This window comes from Pseudalkalibacillus hwajinpoensis (assembly GCF_015234585.1).
Taxonomy (GTDB): Bacteria; Bacillota; Bacilli; order Bacillales; family Guptibacillaceae; genus Guptibacillus; species Guptibacillus hwajinpoensis_B.
In genome coordinates this window covers 1,355,497-1,373,194 of record NZ_JADFCM010000008.1, presented here as the reverse complement: position 1 = coordinate 1,373,194, position 17,698 = coordinate 1,355,497, and the positions used below count along the sequence as shown (strand labels likewise).

Annotated in this window: 17 protein-coding genes; 5 read left to right on the top strand and 12 right to left on the bottom strand. The window is 39.7% G+C overall.

Annotated elements, in window-relative coordinates; translation table 11 throughout:
* Positions 1–163: 163 nt before the first annotated feature.
* Complete coding sequence (gene fni, locus IQ283_RS18835; protein WP_226613046.1) at positions 164–1,207, bottom strand: type 2 isopentenyl-diphosphate Delta-isomerase; 1,044 nt, start codon at positions 1,205–1,207, stop codon at positions 164–166.
* Positions 1,188–1,706, bottom strand: a complete 519-nt coding sequence (locus tag IQ283_RS18830; RefSeq protein ID WP_194221611.1) for a glycosyl-4,4'-diaponeurosporenoate acyltransferase — start codon at positions 1,704–1,706, stop codon at positions 1,188–1,190. Before IQ283_RS18830 ends, fni begins: the two co-directional genes overlap by 20 nt.
* 179 nt (positions 1,707–1,885) lie before the next feature.
* On the opposite strand from IQ283_RS18830, the gene IQ283_RS18825 reads away from it, so the two are divergent.
* The 4 genes from IQ283_RS18825 to IQ283_RS18810 are packed head-to-tail and all read left to right on the top strand — an operon-like array spanning position 1,886 to position 6,802.
* On the top strand, positions 1,886–3,391 hold the full coding sequence (locus IQ283_RS18825; protein WP_194221610.1) for a phytoene desaturase family protein: 1,506 nt from the start codon (positions 1,886–1,888) through the stop codon (positions 3,389–3,391).
* 17 nt (positions 3,392–3,408) lie between these two features.
* Positions 3,409–4,221 carry a carotenoid biosynthesis protein gene (locus tag IQ283_RS18820; RefSeq protein WP_206759490.1) on the top strand — a complete coding sequence of 271 codons (813 nt, stop codon included), beginning with the start codon at positions 3,409–3,411 and terminating at the stop codon, positions 4,219–4,221.
* Positions 4,221–5,342 (top strand): glycosyltransferase, encoded by a 1,122-nt coding sequence (locus IQ283_RS18815; RefSeq protein ID WP_194221608.1) that lies wholly within the window; start codon positions 4,221–4,223, stop codon positions 5,340–5,342. Before IQ283_RS18820 ends, IQ283_RS18815 begins: the two co-directional genes overlap by 1 nt.
* Complete coding sequence (locus IQ283_RS18810; protein WP_194221607.1) at positions 5,339–6,802, top strand: phytoene desaturase family protein; 1,464 nt, start codon at positions 5,339–5,341, stop codon at positions 6,800–6,802. The genes IQ283_RS18815 and IQ283_RS18810 overlap by 4 nt, the downstream gene beginning before the upstream one ends.
* 146 nt (positions 6,803–6,948) lie before the next feature.
* On the opposite strand, the gene IQ283_RS18805 is transcribed toward IQ283_RS18810, so the two are convergent.
* The 7 genes from IQ283_RS18805 to IQ283_RS18775 all read right to left on the bottom strand — a co-directional run bounded on the left by IQ283_RS18805 (position 6,949) and on the right by IQ283_RS18775 (position 14,246).
* A complete protein-coding gene (locus IQ283_RS18805) occupies positions 6,949–7,698 on the bottom strand; it encodes an AAA family ATPase (RefSeq protein WP_194221606.1) in 750 nt (249 codons plus the stop codon).
* Between the two features lie 342 nt (positions 7,699–8,040).
* Positions 8,041–8,973 (bottom strand): alpha/beta hydrolase, encoded by a 933-nt coding sequence (locus IQ283_RS18800; RefSeq protein ID WP_194221605.1) that lies wholly within the window; start codon positions 8,971–8,973, stop codon positions 8,041–8,043.
* Between the two features lie 74 nt (positions 8,974–9,047).
* Complete coding sequence (locus tag IQ283_RS18795) at positions 9,048–9,605, bottom strand: GNAT family N-acetyltransferase (protein ID WP_194221604.1); 558 nt, start codon at positions 9,603–9,605, stop codon at positions 9,048–9,050.
* Between the two features lie 242 nt (positions 9,606–9,847).
* The gene (locus tag IQ283_RS18790) at positions 9,848–10,684 is read right to left on the bottom strand and encodes a phytoene/squalene synthase family protein (protein WP_194222299.1); all 837 of its coding nucleotides are present in this window, start codon (positions 10,682–10,684) and stop codon (positions 9,848–9,850) included.
* 7 nt (positions 10,685–10,691) lie between these two features.
* The gene (locus tag IQ283_RS18785; RefSeq protein WP_194221603.1) at positions 10,692–12,128 is read right to left on the bottom strand and encodes a phytoene desaturase family protein; all 1,437 of its coding nucleotides are present in this window, start codon (positions 12,126–12,128) and stop codon (positions 10,692–10,694) included.
* The gene (locus tag IQ283_RS18780; RefSeq protein ID WP_194221602.1) at positions 12,125–13,627 is read right to left on the bottom strand and encodes a phytoene desaturase family protein; all 1,503 of its coding nucleotides are present in this window, start codon (positions 13,625–13,627) and stop codon (positions 12,125–12,127) included. Before IQ283_RS18780 ends, IQ283_RS18785 begins: the two co-directional genes overlap by 4 nt.
* A gap of 118 nt (positions 13,628–13,745) precedes the next feature.
* Entirely contained in the window at positions 13,746–14,246 is a 501-nt protein-coding gene (locus tag IQ283_RS18775) for a metallophosphoesterase family protein (protein ID WP_194221601.1), read from the bottom strand.
* A 42-nt stretch (positions 14,247–14,288) separates the two neighbouring features.
* Here IQ283_RS18775 and IQ283_RS18770 point away from each other — a divergent pair, with 42 nt between their 5' ends.
* The gene (locus tag IQ283_RS18770; protein ID WP_194221600.1) at positions 14,289–14,783 is read left to right on the top strand and encodes a L,D-transpeptidase family protein; all 495 of its coding nucleotides are present in this window, start codon (positions 14,289–14,291) and stop codon (positions 14,781–14,783) included.
* A 65-nt stretch (positions 14,784–14,848) separates the two neighbouring features.
* On the opposite strand, the gene IQ283_RS18765 is transcribed toward IQ283_RS18770, so the two are convergent.
* Genes IQ283_RS18765 through IQ283_RS18755 form a run of 3 tightly spaced genes read right to left on the bottom strand, consistent with a single transcriptional unit; the run spans position 14,849 to position 17,632 of the window.
* On the bottom strand, positions 14,849–15,637 hold the full coding sequence (locus tag IQ283_RS18765; protein WP_194221599.1) for a serine hydrolase: 789 nt from the start codon (positions 15,635–15,637) through the stop codon (positions 14,849–14,851).
* Positions 15,637–16,545, bottom strand: a complete 909-nt coding sequence (locus IQ283_RS18760; RefSeq protein ID WP_242057386.1) for an NlpC/P60 family protein — start codon at positions 16,543–16,545, stop codon at positions 15,637–15,639. The genes IQ283_RS18765 and IQ283_RS18760 overlap by 1 nt, the downstream gene beginning before the upstream one ends.
* Positions 16,532–17,632, bottom strand: coding sequence for a dipeptide epimerase (locus IQ283_RS18755; RefSeq protein WP_194221597.1), 1,101 nt, complete (start codon positions 17,630–17,632; stop codon positions 16,532–16,534). Before IQ283_RS18755 ends, IQ283_RS18760 begins: the two co-directional genes overlap by 14 nt.
* Positions 17,633–17,698: the final 66 nt, after the last annotated feature.

Here is a 17,698-nt window from a genome sequence, read left to right as displayed (position 1 = left end):
TCTAGAGAACGACCTATACTACGGGAACCGATAATGTTGACACCTCATTCATATGAGCAAGTGGAGTTGCTCGAAGGCATTGATGCCATATGGGTTAAATAAGACAAATTGAACATCGTTCCTTAACTTATTCATACAAAAAAGCCAGAGCTCAGTGCTCTGACTATTTCTTTTTTAATGCGCTATTGTATTTTAATCTATTGATCGATGCAGCTCCAATTCCAAACATAGCTGTTCGTAATTCGAACTCAATTCGCTTTAATTGATCTGATAGCGCTTCTTCACTATCATCTACCGCATTTTCAAGTAATGCCCTACCAAATCCGGACACATCCGCACCGAGAGCAATAGCTTTAGCTGCATCCACACCATTTTTTAGTCCGCCACTTGCAACCATCGGGACATCGGGATGCTGTTTCCTTACATCAATAATACAATCAGCTGTCGGGTTACCCCAATCTTGAAAAGCTTCGGCAGCTTGTTGCCTTAATGTTTGATGGGAACGGAAACTTTCAACTTGAATCCAGGATGTTCCACCCGCTCCAGCAACATCAATAAAACTGGCACCTGCACTTATAAGACGCTGAGCACTCTTCGCATCGATTCCCATGCCAACCTCTTTAATACCGAGTGGAACAGGGATCGCTTTTGCTACTTCTCGAATTTTATCGATTAAATCTTGGAAATTTGTATCACCCTCAGGTTGGAATACTTCTTGTAATGGATTTAAATGAAGCAGAAGCGCATCAGCTTGAATGAAGTCAATCGCTCTCTTACACTCTTCTACTGTAAAACCATAATTGAGTTGAACAGCTCCAATATTGGCTAGTATAGGAATGGTTGGTGCATGTTTTCTTACGTCAAATGAATAAGCGGATTTCGATTCTTGAATAGCTGCACGCATTGAGCCTACACCAAGCGCCCAACCATGTGCTTCAGCAGCTTTGGCAAGACGTTTATTAATCTCCCAAGATCGCTCTGTACCGCCCGTCATTGAACTGATCAGAAATGGCGTCTTCAATTTCTTATTAAGAAATTGAGTGGAGATATCGACTTCATTATAATCAATTTCTGGTAGTGGATTATGCTTAAAACGATATTTTTCTAACCCCGTCGTAAGTCCCTGTCCTTCCACGTCTTCCGTTAGACAAATATCAATATGTTCGTTCTTTCTTTTTTCGGTTTGATCAAACCCCAAGTGTTCCAATGGAATTCCCCCTGCGCTGCTCTTTTTTCAACTGTCGATGTAATAATGGTTTTAACCTGAGTCGATTGTACCTTTGTATAAGAATAAATGGAAGATTAACTATTAAAGAATACCCAACCATTACTAAACCAATACTCAAAGGATTCCATAAGAAAAACAAGAATGAAGGTGGTATGAGAAGCCAATGAGTCACCTCTGCACGTCTTGTCTCTAAGATAAATTTCCTTATATAAGAAGAAGTGAGCGTTTTGAGTTCTTTCTTCCGAAATCCTCCTTTAAACACATCTCCCCCATCAGGTAGTATTGTTTTCCACTTCCTTATCTGGATACGATCATACACTTTCAGTTCCCATTTCTTATTTTGTAACATTGATTTTTTAGATTCATAAAAGGAATCTGGCAACCGAAGGCAAATATAAGAGATAGAAACATGAATGATCAGCCAGGCAAAAATATTCACTAAGATTAACCCTACGATCGATAAGTGGATGACCTGCATACACATTCCTCGTTTCAAAATTGTTTAACATATCCAATATTAGGTAATTATTATGTCAGGAAAACCTATTATACACTGTAACAGCGTTATGATTCCTTTACAAAGGTTATACCCACACTATACAATTACAGTGTATAAATGTCGACGCTTGAAGTTAATTCGATGAAGGAGGAGATGGAATGAGCAAAAAAACAATCGTTATTGGTGCTGGACTCGGAGGTCTTTCGGCAGCTATTCGTCTGGCAGCCGATGGACATCAGGTTACCGTACTGGAAAAAAATGAGCGCGCTGGCGGCAAATTAAACAAACGTTCCGGCCAGGGGTTTAAATTCGATACCGGTCCTTCCATTCTAACAATGCCGTGGGTCCTTGAGAAACTATTCAAAAGTGCAAACCGAAATGTAAACGATTATATGACCATTAAACGTATTGAACCTCAATGGAGAACTTTCTTCGAAGATGGCGCCCAGATTGATGTAACAAGTGATATTGCTGTTATGCTATCTGAAGTACATAAGCGCTCAGAGAAAGATTATTCCAACTTCCTCTCCTATTTAGATTATTGCAAAACGATGTTCGATTTAAGCTTAAAAAGCTTTTACAAAAAAAGCTTATCAGGCATTCAAGATTTGCAAAAACTGCATTCTTTTAAAGATCTTCTCACAATGAACCCTATGAAATCAATGAATCAGGCAACGGAAAAATATCTTGATGATAAACATCTTCAGCAGCTCTTTAACTTCTTTATTATGTATATTGGCTCATCACCTTATCATTCTCCTGCCATTCTTTCACAGCTTGTTTATGTACAGCTTGGCCTTGGCATCTATTATGTTGAAGGCGGTATGTATAATATAGCAGAAGGAATGCTTAAGCTACTTGATGAGCTAGGTGTGGACGTACAAGTCAATACAGAGGTCGCTGAGATTCTCACCGTGAACAAAAAAGCAGCTGGTGTAAAACTTGCGAATGGGACGATCATGGAGGCAGACTTAATCGTTAGTAATCTTGAAGGCATCCCTGCCCACGAAACGCTTCTTAAAGGAGAGCCTGGTGTTGAAAAAGTGAAGGATGAATTGAAAAAATATACTCCTACCGTTTCGGGCCTTGTGTTGTTACTAGGTGTAAATAAGACGTTTGATCACCTTCAACACCACAACTTTTTCTTCTCGAAAGATCCCGAGCTAGAATTCAAACAAATATTTGATGAAGGCGTCCCTGCTGACGATCCAACTGTCTATATTGGTGTCTCATCAAAATCTGACCCAACTCAGGCACCGGCTGGAAAAGAAAATCTCTTTGTCTTAACACATGTTCCACCATTAAAGCCTGGTGAGAGCTTTGAGAAACATCGCGGTAGATACCGTGAAATCGTCCTAGATAAATTAGAACGAATGGGTATGACAGGTCTTCGCGAATCAATTGAATTCGAATATCAGTTCATTCCAGATGATATTAAGAGTTTATATGGTTCTAACGGTGGCTCTATCTATGGTGTAGCAACGGATCGTAAAGTGAACGGCGGTTTTAAAATACCATCTAGAAGTTCACTAATTGATAACCTGTACTTTGTAGGCGGTTCAACACATCCAGGTGGTGGCGTACCAATGGTTACACTTTCAGGTCAGTTAACAGCAGATTTAATTGCGGAAGATCAGAAATTGAAAGATGAACAAACTGGCTAAGAAAGGGACTTCGCAACATGATGAAATGGGATAATGTAATCTTTCGACTATTTATTTTTTGGTACTGCTGTGGGTTGATCCTTGTTGGCTTCGACCTACTTCCATCGTTTCTTAACTGGGCAAATGCCTTCTTCCTTATACTCTGTGGAATATTAGGCAGCTTTTATTTTGTACGAACGTTTGGGGCTTTGCGGGGGCTTTCAACAGCCTCCTTTATCTTTGCTTTCAGCATGATCGCAGAGGGCTTAGGCGTTCATTATGGTTTAATCTTTGGAAAATATGATTATTCCGGTGATTTTGGGTTTAAATTAGCTGACGTTCCAATAGGAATTGGTTTTGCTTGGATTATGGTGATTGGCGTTACTCATGTGCTATCGCTTCAAATGACCGAAAAACTAAATCCCGGAATCATAAGATGGATCGTCTACTCCCTTTTAGGCTCCCTTATTGCCGTTTTAATTGACTTAATTATTGATCCCGTCGCCTATTTAGTGAAGGGTTATTGGGGATGGGACGGAAACGGCGTTTATTATAACGTTCCTTTCCAAAATTTCACGGGCTGGTTTTGGGTATCCCTTTTCTTTCACGCCTTACTCTATCCTCTCTATATGAGGAATAAGGTTCCAAATAGGACTTCTTTCATTAAATGGAAGCATCGAATGGCTATGTTATTTGGTATGGTGATGGGGATGTTTATTTTCCTTGCTCTGCTTGATGGCCTTTGGCTTGCGGTCTTTGTAACATCGATTCCTACACTGCTTCTGCTAATTACCTATAAGAAAAAAGCGAAGCAAAATGGACACGCTACAGCGGGAGAGGTGACCGTCTAATGTTGCTCATCTATATTAGCATTCTTACAGCGTTTGTCTTATGGACGATCATCAATTCACTCTTCATGCCACGTCTATCAAATCGAAGTCTTCAGGGGGATGAGAATGGACTAGTATCCATTCTTATCCCTCTTCGTGATGAAGAACGAAACGTTGAAGAACTCCTTCAAAGCTTAAAAAAGCTCACATATCATAATATCGAATTTCTTCTACTTGATGACCACTCTAGTGACCAAACATTGAATTTACTTTACGAAGGAACAAAAAATGATCCGCGATTTAAGGTTATACTTGGTAAAGACCTACCTAAAGGTTGGACTGGGAAAGTATATGCTTGTCACCAGCTAAGTGAACATGCTAAAGGACAATACCTACTGTTTAATGATGCAGATTTAAGACTGTCGCCAAATGCGGTTCAAGCTGCACTCTTATTAATGAAAAAGCGGGAGGCTTCCATGATAACAGGGTTTCCTGCTTTTCCTGTAAGCTTGTTTCTTGAAAAGCTTCTTGTACCACTTCAGCATTTTGTCGTTCATTTCCATCTTCCATTAGCACCAGCTAATTGGACGAACCTACCCTCCTTCACCGCTGCTCATGGGGCATTTATAATGGTTCATACGGAATCATACAAACAAGTTGGTGGTCATAAAGGGATTCGCGCCACACTCCTTGATGATATTGATTTAGCAAAAACATTTAAGAAAAAAAGACAAAGAGTTATTCTTGCCAATATAACAAATGTGGTCACTTGTTATATGTATCAAACGAATCGCGAAGTGTGGAATGGTTTCACCAAAAACCTTTTCCCAGGTCTCGGGCGCTCTCGTTTCCTAATATGGATCCTCTTTATCTTTTATAGCATTTTCTATCTCGGTCCTCTTATTTTATTACTTGCAGGGCTTTATACAGCATTAACAGGTTCACTAATAGTCGCACTCTTTTACCCCTATGTTCTAATCGTGCTCCAAAAAGCATGGATTGATATAAGAACGAATCAAAGAGTCACGTTATCGCTCCTCATGCCACTAAGTGCTGTCGCGTTTATGACTCTGTTGATCCATTCTATGCGCACAGGTTTAAGGCAGAAAGGTTATGTTTGGAAAGGAAGAACGTACTCATGAAAACAATCGCCGTTATTGGGGCAGGACTCGGTGGGCTCTCTGCTTCAATTAAGCTAGCTAGCAAAGGATACAATGTACACGTTTATGACAAAAATGAATACGCAGGTGGGAAAATGATGCCTGTTAACCTGGGGACACATCACTTTGATTTCGGGCCAAACACGATGACAATGCCTGAAATTTTTGATTCTGTATTTGAAGAAGCAAACCTTAACCCCAGGGATTATTACACGTGGATGAAACTCGATCATCATACAAGAAATATAGACTATGATGGTCAATCTTTTATGATGAGCACAGACGAATCTTTCATGATAGAGCAACTACAGAATCTTGATTCATTTGCAGCGAATCATTATCCCGCTTATCTCAAAGAAATTGAACGACTCTATCATTTATCCAAATCATCATTCTTTCCGAGGATGTTTACAAAGTGGAATGATTACTTGTCTCCTACATTGTTTCGTGCAGTTATTAAAGTGAGACCGCTTGAGAAAATGAACCACTTTCATGAACGCTATTTTCAGCACCCTCTTTTATTAAAAGCTTTTAATCGCTATTCTACATATATTGGTTCCTCCCCCTTTCTCTCGCCAGCTACTTTTGCGATGATCGGATATCTTGAGATGGTGCAGGGAGTTTATTATGTTAAGGGGGGAAACACCAAACTTGCTGAAAGTCTAGAATCCGCAGCAAAACAGCTAGGTGTCACTTTTCACTTAAATACTGAAGTGAATCAAGTACATGTTGAAAATAAAAAAGCGAAGCAAATTGAAACGGCTTCTGATCGTTTAGACGTAGATAAGGTTATTATTAATGGAGACTTATTAAAAGCCTACCCAGCATTAGTTAATGAGAAAGAGCGGCCATCCATGCCTAACATAAAAATTGAGGGATCATCTCCCTCCATTTCCGCTTTTGTTATCATGGCTGGATTATCAACAAGACTTCCTGATCTTGTCCATCATCAAGTATACTTTGCTCAAAATTACAGTCATGAATTTGAAACGCTATTTAAGGGAGAATGGCCTGACGACCCGACGATCTATATATCAAATTCTTCAGCAACAGATCCTTCTATTTCTCCTGATGGAGATAATCTCTTTATTCTAGTAAATGCGCCTCCTCTGTCCGAAAATAACCAAATTTCCTTAGAGAAATATAAAGAGAAAATATATGATAAGTTGGAGAAGCATGGATTACCTATAAGGAAGCACCTTGTCACAGAGAAGGTCATCGGACCTGAAGAAATTAAAGAACGTTTCTACGCTTTCAGAGGGGCACTCTACGGCATTTCTTCGAATTCTTTAAAAAATAGTTTTCTTAGACCTTCCAATCAATCAAAGGATATCTCGAATATCTACTTTGCTGGCGGAAGCACCCATCCTGGTGGTGGTTCTCCAATGGTCGTCATTAGCGGGAAAAATGTGGCGGATCGAATCATACGTGAAGATCACTAGTGCACAAGTACAAAATGATTCGGTAAGGAACGCCATTCATGGTAGACAATCTAAACAAGTTTAAAGTGCCCTCCAAACGCAAGCTTCATTTGGAGGGCACTTTTCAATTTAATTTATCAATTATTTCGTCTAAACACCATCAACCCTTAATTCTTCAACAAATGATGCAAAAGGCGATCTTTATCTTCAAAAAATTGTTTCATCGTCACATAATGATCAGTTTCTTCTAACGTTACCTCACGCATGCTATCGGCGTTTAGCTGCATGATTCTTGCCTCAGGATAAGCCATTAAAATTGGTGAGTGTGTCGATATGATTAGTTGAGAACCTTCTTGAACAAGCTCATGTATTCTCGTTAACATCGATAGCTGCCTAATCGGCGAGAGCGCCGCTTCGGGTTCATCTAGAATGTACAACCCTCTTCCTTGAAATCGGTACATAAATGTAGCAAAAAAAGACTCTCCGTGCGATTGTTGATGAAGTGATTTCCCTCCAAAAGAATCAATAATTTTCGGACCAAATCCCTCTTGATCTAATGCTTCAATATTCGTAGCTAAATTGTAATACGTCTCGGCTCGAAAGAAAAAAGAATCATCTGGTCTATGAACTCCTCTTGTTAATTTCAAATACTGATGCAAATTTGAGTGAGAATCATAGCTCGAAAAATTGAAATTCTTCGTGCCACCTTCAGGATTCATACCTAGTGTCCCAGCTATCCCTTCTAGCAGCGTTGATTTCCCCATTCCATTCTCACCAACAACATACGTAACATTTGGGTGAAAGATAAGTTCATCCTGTAGACTTTGTACAGCGGGTAGAGAGAACGGAAATTCATTGTCTTCAATTTTTTCTAAACGGACACTTCTGATATATTGTGTCTCTTTCGTTAGTTTCACTTGCTTCCTCCCTTATGTCATATCACTTAGGAAAACCTTCCTGCACATCCTGGAAAAGGTTGAAGTAATCTTCTATTGAATGGGGGTTGACCCCACTACATCGATCAAGACTATGACGGTGGTTAATCTTTATGCTTTTCAAAGCAAGTAAAGCAGTATAGCTGACCTTTCCAACTAACTCCATCGAGAAAACCATTCAAGCAATAAACTAGTTTCTTACAGTTTGTACACTCACCAATTCGTTCTCTCATACGATCACCCTTCCAAAGGATTGAACTATTGTGATCAACAAGAATTCGGCCTTAGGAATAAACGAAACTGGGCTCTATCTAAGGTCTTTCTCTAATCCCTTTTATTAATAAACTGCAGAGCCCGGTGAAGCCATTCATTAAATTCCTCTGGGTATTCATGATCCAGACCTTGAATGATCTTCAGTTCATGTGCAACCTCTTGAGCTTCCAACAACTCGGATAAGGCTTTAGACCCCTCAAGACAATCATCATCTTCCTCACCACAAATGATATAAGCCCTTATATTTGAATTCTTTAAAGAATCGATAGCATCTCGCCATTCATCAATATTAGGAATCCATGGTGCCACGAAAATAAATCCATCCACGCTTATACGCTGCTCGAGAATCGCTCTAAGTGCTACGTGACATCCAGCTGAAAAACCTCCAATAATCAAGTTATCTCTAGAGGAAAGGGTATTCACATGGTCCTCTATTTCTTGTACCCCTAAAGCAACGTCTTCCCATTCATAAGCATCTGAAAACTGGATTTGAGATGATTGAGGAAAGGCGAGTTTATACTTTTTCGTTGCTGCTCGGTTCCAAGCTACAGCAGTCATTTCAGCATTCTCTTGATCTCCATGAATAGCCATAAGAACGGGACGTTCTTGTTCATCCTCGTTATTTAAAACCGTTAACGCTGGTTTTGCTTGTTCCATCGCCTTTTCTTCTCTTTGTTTACAAAGCTGAACCAATTCTTGAAATTCATCAAACTCACGGAGGGAATCCAAGTCTTCATCCGCTTGTAAATACTCATACGCATACCAGTATCCCTGTTCCATAATGGCTTCCCTCATGATCGCAAGGGCTTCCTCTTTTAGGTCAGATGCAGCTGCAAGAGCATATTGAAAATTGAAGAGCTGCGCTTGATTGCCTTCCACATTCTTCGCATGCTCTTTCATAAATTGATAAGCTTTTAAACTACCACTTTCTTCATAGATTGTAATCGTTTCATTCAATAAACGTGTATAAGATCGGTTTTTCATAAGTTCCCCCAAATGATTAATAGTAAGCTACCTCTATCATGCCATATGTCTTTCGAAAACAAAACGCCTTACAATTAAGACCGAAGTTGCTCCCATTCACTTCGAAGCATCCCCATTTTGATGGCATCGTAGTAAACACCTTCTACTATCCTTGCATCTCTTATTCTGGCTTCTTCTTTCATTCCAATCTTACTTGCCACCTTGATCATCCGTTCATTACCAGACCAGGTAGACATGCCAAGTCGACGAAGCTTTGTTGATCGAAATAGAAAATGGATCCATTCTCTATAAGCTTCAGAACCGTATCCTCCATTCCAGTAAGATGGATCATAAATAACAATTCCGGTTTCAAGCCAGTTGGTGAACTTATCAACCCAGTATGATCCCACTGTACCTATCACTTTATTATCTGCTTCAATGACTAACGTGTCTGGAACTCCGAGGCTAATTTTACGCTGTTGCTCCCACTCTTTCTTGTACTCTACTTTGGATATCTTTTTCTCAATGATGTATGGCCCGTTCCATTTTTTTGCTTCTTGATTCTCCTCTTCATATTTCCAATAGTATAAAGTACTAATATCCTCCCATGTCGCCTCTCTTAATGTTACTTTCTTCTTCTCAATATAAATCAACAGGCTTTCCTACCTTTCTTTATGGATAAGCTCCTTCTAGAATAGCTTTCTTGAATACTTGCATCACCCTTTTTGAAATAAGTAAGAGATCATGGCCCCTAATGATGCATAAAACATTTAATACCTCCTAATCATTTCAAATTCTCTCAAATGTTACAACTACTTTTCGCTTAGATTCCTTAATCTTAAAGACACTAAGGATATAACAAAAAAGCTCTCCTCCAATTGGAAGAGAGTTTTTGTCAATTTCCGGCAATCGCCGATAAAAGCGCTTCTTTTTCTTTTTCCGATACAAATGCTCGCTGGTGGAAGACATTATAATCTTTTTTACGAATGGATTGCAAAATGGCTTTGTAAAAAACCGCTGAGCTTTTCACTGGGAGACGAGCATCTAGAGGATAATGATGCATTGCTGAGAAAGCTGTTTCGTAATGCATTTCAGCTCGAACAGCAAGCTTTTCCCAAACTTTGATAAATGCCTCATTCATTCTTCGACTTCTTAAATCTTCAACACGATAACCTAATGATTCCATCTCAGCAATTGGCAAATAAATTCGGTCTCGGTCTAGATCTTCAGAGATATCTCTTAAGATGTTCGTGATTTGCATGCCAAGACCTAACGCTATGGCACTCTCTCGAAGTTCGTCTACCTTCTTTGGAGCAAGAATTGGAAGAAGCATAAGGCCAACGGTGCTTGCCACATGATAAGAATAATGTTCAAGTTCCTCAAGCGTATAATACTTCGTTTTATATAAGTCCATTTCTTGCCCAGCAATCATATCGTGAAAAGCTTTCGTATCCATGGTGAAATTACGAAAAACATCTTCAAGAGCTAGCCACATAGGATCAGTTTTTGGTATTTCACCTTTTAGAAAAGAGGCAAATTCAGAACGAAAGACCTTTAATTCTGCTTCAGGATCTGTGCCTTCATCAATGATGTCATCAACCTGCCTGCAAAAACCATAAACAGCCCAGACTGCTTTCTTCTTTGAAGAAGGCAATAAAGAAAACGCTTTGTAAAACGTTTTGGAATGATGTTTAATAATGGCTTCACAGTGAGCATAGGCTTGTTCGAGCATCTTTCGTTCACACCCTTTCAATTTCTTTTACAAGAAGATCCGCCCCTTGCATTACGATTGGGATGCCACCTCCAGGATGGATCGATGCTCCCACCGCATAAAGGTTTTCAAATTTAAAAGGTTTCACTTGAGGTCTAAACGCGCCTGATTGTGTAAGTGTTGGGGCGATACCGAAGCTTCCCCCTTTATATAAGCCTTCCACCTCTGCATCAGCAGGTGTGCGAATTTCTAACCACTCTATAGATTCTTTTAAACCTGGAAAACCTCTTGTTTCAAGAAGTTCAATCATTTTTGATGCAACGTTTTCCTTTTCACCCCATTCGACTGCTTCACCTGATGGTACGGGGATCAGCACGTATAGCACGCCTTTACCAGGAGGTGCTAGCGTTTCATCAATGAGAGAAGGATGAAACGTGTAAATAGCCGGTTGGTCTGTCAATTTACCACCTTGAAAAACGTCCTTCATATGGGATGTAAAGTCATTTGTCATAAAAAATTGATGAACATCAGCATTATCATATACGCGATCAAGCCCCATATAGAGGAGTAGACAACCTGAGGAAGCTTTGTATTTCTTCCGAGGAACTTTCTCTTTTTTTATCAGATTCTTGATCATAGGGAAATCTCCATTATACACTACTTTATCATAATAATGTTCTCCACTTGTAGTACGAATTCCTCTACACGTCTTCCCATCAATGAGTAATTCTTCCACGTTAGATTCTAAATGAACCGTTACGTTTTGAAGACGAAGATGTTTTTCTAATACAGTAATCAAGCTTGCATAGCCACCTTTTAAATACCAGATGCCATGTTCATATTCGCTAAAAGGAACTAAAGAATAAAGTGCTGGTGAAGCAGATGGATTTCCACCAATATAAAGCGTTTGTAGGGCAAAGGCGTCTTGCATCCGTTCATCATTAAAATAATTAGATACTTGAGATTGAACAGACTGGTAAGCTTTAAGCTCGAGTAAAAGCTTCATATTACTTGGAGTAAAGAAATCTTTTCTATTAATAAAAGACTGTTCGAGAAAAGCCGCCTTTCCTTTCTTAAATCGAACGCGCATATCTTCAAGATAAGAAAGAAAATGTTGCTCTTCTCCAGGAAACATTCGAGTGATCTCTTCCAGCTGCTTCTCGATATCACTTGTTTTCGTAAAAGTAGAACCGTCTGGATAAATCATGCGATATAGTGGATCACATCTTACCATCTCCACTTCCTCACGAGGAACTCCCGCTTTATCCAAAAACTCATAGATCATCTCTGGAAGAAGTACGATCGTAGGGCCCTTGTCGATCTTGAATCCATCTCGTTCAACAAATGAAAGTCTACCTCCAAGCGTAGGCGCTTTTTCATGCAGCTCAACGTTGTAGCCTTTTTGTGAAAGGAGTAGCGCGGAAAGCATGCCACCTATGCCTCCACCTACTATACCAATCGTCATTTCGCACTCTCCAAAAGCGCTGCTTGTTCATGAAGCATTCTGCTCGTGATTCGTGCAGATTCCATAATTGTTGGAAGTCCACTCCCCGGGTGAGTCCCTCCACCAACAAGCCAGCAATGATTTAATTCTTTAAACTGGTTAGGTGGACGGAAGTACATCATTTGAGGAAGATTATGAGCTAGATTAAATGTGGCTCCTTTATAAACATTTAAATCCATCTCCCAATCCGTTGGCGTGTACATTTCCTCAACTTCGATATGCTTTTCAATATCCTTAAATTCCGTTCTTTGTTCAAGCTGATCAAGAACTAATCTTCTAAATTCATCCTTACGTTCTTCCCAATCAACTAAACTAAAGTTATTCGGTACTGGAGCAAGGATGTAAATGGAAGATTTACCTTCTGGAGCAAGAGTATCGTCAGTAACGGAAGCATTTTGTACATAAATGGAAGGATCTACTGATAGAATTTTCTTCTTAGTAAGCTCTTCTACGTTCTTTTTATAATCAGAGGAGAAGATAATAGAGTGATGCGGTAAGTCGTACTTTTTATCTACACCAAGGTATAGCATAAAGGCTGAGCAAGAATATTTTTTCTGTTCCATTTTTTTAGGTGTATATTTTTTTACAGAACCAGATGGAATGAGATGATTTACAGCATGTGCGAAGTCAGCATTTATAATGACTTCATCGGCATAATCCTTCGTACCATCTTCAAGTTCCACACCTTTCACTGTCTTCCCATCAAGTAAGAGTTGCTTCACACCTTTATTCGTATGAACTTCGCCGCCCTCTTCCTTAATGACCCTGGCCATAGCTTCTGGAATTTGATTCAGTCCGCCAATCGGATGAAAAATGCCGTAAGCATGTTCCATATAAGATAGAATCGTAAAAGCTCCTGGACACTCCCACGGTGACATTCCAAGGTATTTTGCCTGGAAAGTAAAGGATAGTCTTAAACGCTCATCATCGAAATAATGGGAAAGTCGCTTGTAAACACTATCTGTCACCGTCAATTTAGGTAAAGCCTTCACAAACCGCCATCTACCATAATCAAGAAGTGAATCATGCTTATTTTGAAGAATAGGCATTAGCGCTTCGAATTTTTCTTTCTCTTCTTTCATAAAACGTCTATACCCTTCACCGTCTCCTGGAAATGTCTCTTCAATTCTTCTAACCATTTCATCCTGGTCACGCGTTGGATAAAAGGAAACATCATCGAATTTCAATTCGTACATTGGATCGATTTCAATTAAGTCGATATAGTCGTGGACATTACGTCCAGATTCCTCGAACATTTCTTCGAGAATATGCGGCATATTAAGGAAGGTTGGTCCTCTGTCAAAGCGGTAGCCACTTCGCTCAAATCCAGAAGTTCGCCCCCCCACATAGGATTGTTTCTCATAAACTGTAACCGAATGTCCTTTGCTCGCTAGAAGCATAGCAGCTGTAAGCCCTCCCGGACCTGCACCGATTACGATGACTCGTTTTGTTGTTGGCATCATTTTTCCCCTTCCATCCGCATATGAAACTTCGCACATATATTATACAAACATTATACATATTAACGCTGTTTTGTTCAACAATTTATGCACAAAACCATCTGATTAACGTATTGCCCTATTTTTCATTAAAGAAAACATGTTCAATGTGGAGAGGTTTATTTCGTTCAACAGTAAGTTTGCCAAATGAATATCGAGCTTGTCTCCGCTTATCAGTGGGTGAGCCAGGGTTAAAAATGACCTTCCCATCATATTCTTTATGAAGAGGAATATGGGAGTGACCAAAGAGAATTAATTCGACATCATCATCTTGAAATTGAGCAACGGCTCTTTGTTCTGTTGTTTTTCCTTTACCGTGACCATGCGTAACGCCGATTCGATGAGATTCTAAATCCAGTATGAGTTTTTCATTAAACTTATTAATAAAAAAAGCTTCGTCGACGTTTCCATAAACTCCTTTAATAGGCGCAAACGACTTTAATTCTTCGTAAACAGCCTGTGTTTGCCAATCACCTACATGAATAATGAGATCTGCATGGTACAGCTCATTTTTTAGTGCTTTGGGAAGCTCTTTTGCCATCCGTGGCATATGTGTATCTGAAACGATAACGACGTTCATTAGTTTTCATTCCTTTCATTTAATAGCGCTTGGGGGCTACTTTTGCAGCATGTTGTAAAACCAGGTGAAACATTATCTTCTATTAGTGGGGATTACCGAGTTCCAGTCACTGAAATCATAAGGGCAAATTCCATACAAAATCCTAACCTTATCTATCCAGGCCAGCTTATCCAAATCCCTGGATACCCTGACCCTGCAACACTTCCATATACCATTTATGTATCTCTTACACAGCGAACGCTTACACTTCAAAAAAATGGATCTACTGTAAAGGTATACCCTGTTGGTGTGGGGCGTATGCTCCACGATACGCCAACTGGACATTTTATTATCATCAACAAAGCTCCAAACCCCGGCGGACCATTCGGTACGATGTGGATGAGTATTTCTAAAATACATTATGGTATACACGGGACAAACGACCCTTCCTCTATTGGGAAATATGTATCGAGAGGATGTATACGAATGTATAACCGAGATGTCGAAGAACTGGCAAATACTATTCCAATTGGAACGGCCGTTTCAATTGGTCCTTAATTGGGATTTTTGCAAAACAAAAACGCCGTCTATAAACGGCGTTTTTGTTCATTTCAATTATCGCTTCAGCCTTCTTTATAAAAGTCATAAAGTAACCGACCCGCATTCGCAATAGCATCTCTTCCGTACTGGTTTTCTAGCAATCCAGCTGTTAAAAAAGCATAGATAACCGGACCTCTTGGTGTAAATAAAATACCTACGTCATGCTCCACTCCTGCAAGTTCACCAGTTTTATGAGCAAGCATATTTTTCTTTATAGTAGAAATCTTACTTGTAAACTTATCCTTAAATTGCTGCTGCAGCAAAACGTCTATCGCCCATTTCATAGATGATTTCGATAAAAGGTGTTTTTCAACTAGTTGCTTTAATAGTAAATAAGTATCTTTTCCGCTCATCATATTGTCTTTTCCAGCTTTGACGGCTTCTCTGTCCATCATTTTCCTCATTAGCTTTGAATGAAAGGCCCCCGCTCCTTTCATAGTATGATTAATATTCGCTATACCGACTAAATCAATTAACTGATTTGTAGCTGTATTATCAGAAGAGATGATCATCAGATGAATCAGATCAGTCAGCCTCCATTCAAGTTCTTTACCTAGATGGTAGATCACACCAGCGCCTTCGACTCGATTGACATCTTCAATCTCTACTACTTGATCTAATGTGAGCGCACCTCTATCCACTTGTCTTAAAGCTTCCAGCATAATAGCAATTTTAATAATACTAGCTGATGATACAGGCTGATCCTCATGATGAGTTAATTCTCCATCAGGCGTTGATACATACACGGATTGGTTTCCTTCAAGACCCTGGAAACATGCTATAATTTTCTCTTTTACTTGTTCAAACTGCATTAATTCGTCTCCCAGTAGCGGCAAACGCCACAAAGTTCTTCCTCATAGAGCGTACCTTTAAGAGGGGTAATTTCTATAAAGCGTCCAGTGCTAGGAGAATGAATCATTTTTCCTTCACCGTAATATATGCCTACATGATGCACAGATCCCTTTCCGTGCTCATAAGCAAAAAAGAGAAGATCACCTCTTTGCCAGTCACCTTCTTCTACTAGCGTTCCATCCTTTAACTGATCATGAGCATCTCGCGGAATCGTACAGCCAATAGCTCTAGCCATATTGTAACTAAATCCAGAGCAGTCATATCCATAAGATGACATACCTCCCCATAAATAGAGGAGACCAATAAATTGTTCAGCTTCGTGAATTAGGTCTAAGCCTGTTCCAAATGGGCCATTTGTTGGACGAGGCGTAACGTCTTCTTTGTTCAAAATCACCTCTCCATGTGGAGTCCAGACAAGGTAAGTTCGTTCACGCTCTTCTAAAACAGGAAGGATCGTTTGATAACTTAATCGCATTTCACTTTTTCCATTTTGAGTTGTAAATTGAACACCATGCTTATTTGTAGCTACAACTTCAGTAAATACTCCTGGTACATTTTCAGAAAGTTGGATCGTTGGAATCCATCCAGGATAGCCTCTTTCATCTTTTGAAGAGGGTTGTGAAGGGACGAGTACATAAGACCAATTTCCTCGCTGATCTAAAACTAAGACCTCTTCCCCGTACAAAACTTGGGATTGAACGTGGTTATTATCGCACAGTTCCAATCTATTCGAATAAGACAATGGTTCCAACCATTCTGTTAATTTCACTGGATTGGTTAGAGCATTATGATCAATTGTTCTTGCCTTCTCCGGAGTTGTCCATAACGTTGCTACGGCTACCGCAATTGTTTTTTTAGTCCATTCCAACTGTAATCCCACCCTTTTCTACATAGTGAATTCCTAAACCATAATCTTCAGTAAACGTCATCATATTTTTAGTATATTGAACCCCGCCATTCACAAGATCGTAATCAAGCATCAGTGGCGCATCGAAATCAAACCTCGTTATATTTCGTTGGCTGGCGGCAAGGTGTGCGGCGGCAGTTATACCGACTCGTGATTCAATCATACTTCCTACCATACACTCGATTCCAGCACTCTCCGCTAACGCGTTAATCTTTAATGCTTGATGGATACCGCCAGACTTCATTAATTTAATATTAATAAGGTCACTTGCTCGGGTGATAATTACTTTTAGTGCGTCCTCAGGTGAAAACACGCTTTCATCTGCCATAATTGGGGTGTAGACAGCATCAGTCACTTTTCTTAGACCTTCAATATCTTTCGCATGAACGGGCTGTTCAACTAATTCGATGTTAAGACCTTCATCCTCCATTTTTCGAATGGCATAAATTGCTTCCTTAGCTGTCCACCCCTGATTGGCGTCAAGACGAATAACGGCATCGTTTTGAACGCGCTTTCTAATTTCTTTGATTCGACTTAAGTCGTTTTGAATGGTGTCTTTGCCTACCTTTACTTTCAAAATTGAAAACCCATCTTTTATGTATTGAACAGCGTCAGTTGCCATCTCTACAGGTTCATTTACACTAACGGTGTAGTCTGTTTCCAGGGCATTCCGATATCCTCCAAGAAATTGATAAAGAGGGAGTTGACTTCGCTTAGCCAATAGATCATAAATAGCCATATCAACTGCTGCCTTTGCGCTCGTATTTCCAATCATTGATTTCTGTAGAGTGTACATGACGGATTCATATTCCGTTAAATCCATTCCAACCAATTTCGGCTTCACGACATGTTGAATGGCCGAATCAATACTAGCAAGACTTTCACCAGTAATGACGACTGTTGGAGGTGCTTCTCCATAACCGACGTATTCCCCAGCTGTTATTTTTACAATGATCGCTTCGGCATTTGTCACTGTACGAAGCGCCGTTTTAAAAGGTTTCTTTAACGGAACGGATACAGAAAACGTTTCAATATTAGTAATCTTCATAGATATCTCCTTTAAAATGTTCATGGTTTTATCAAATGTAATGCCTAGCTGTTACGAGATAGATAG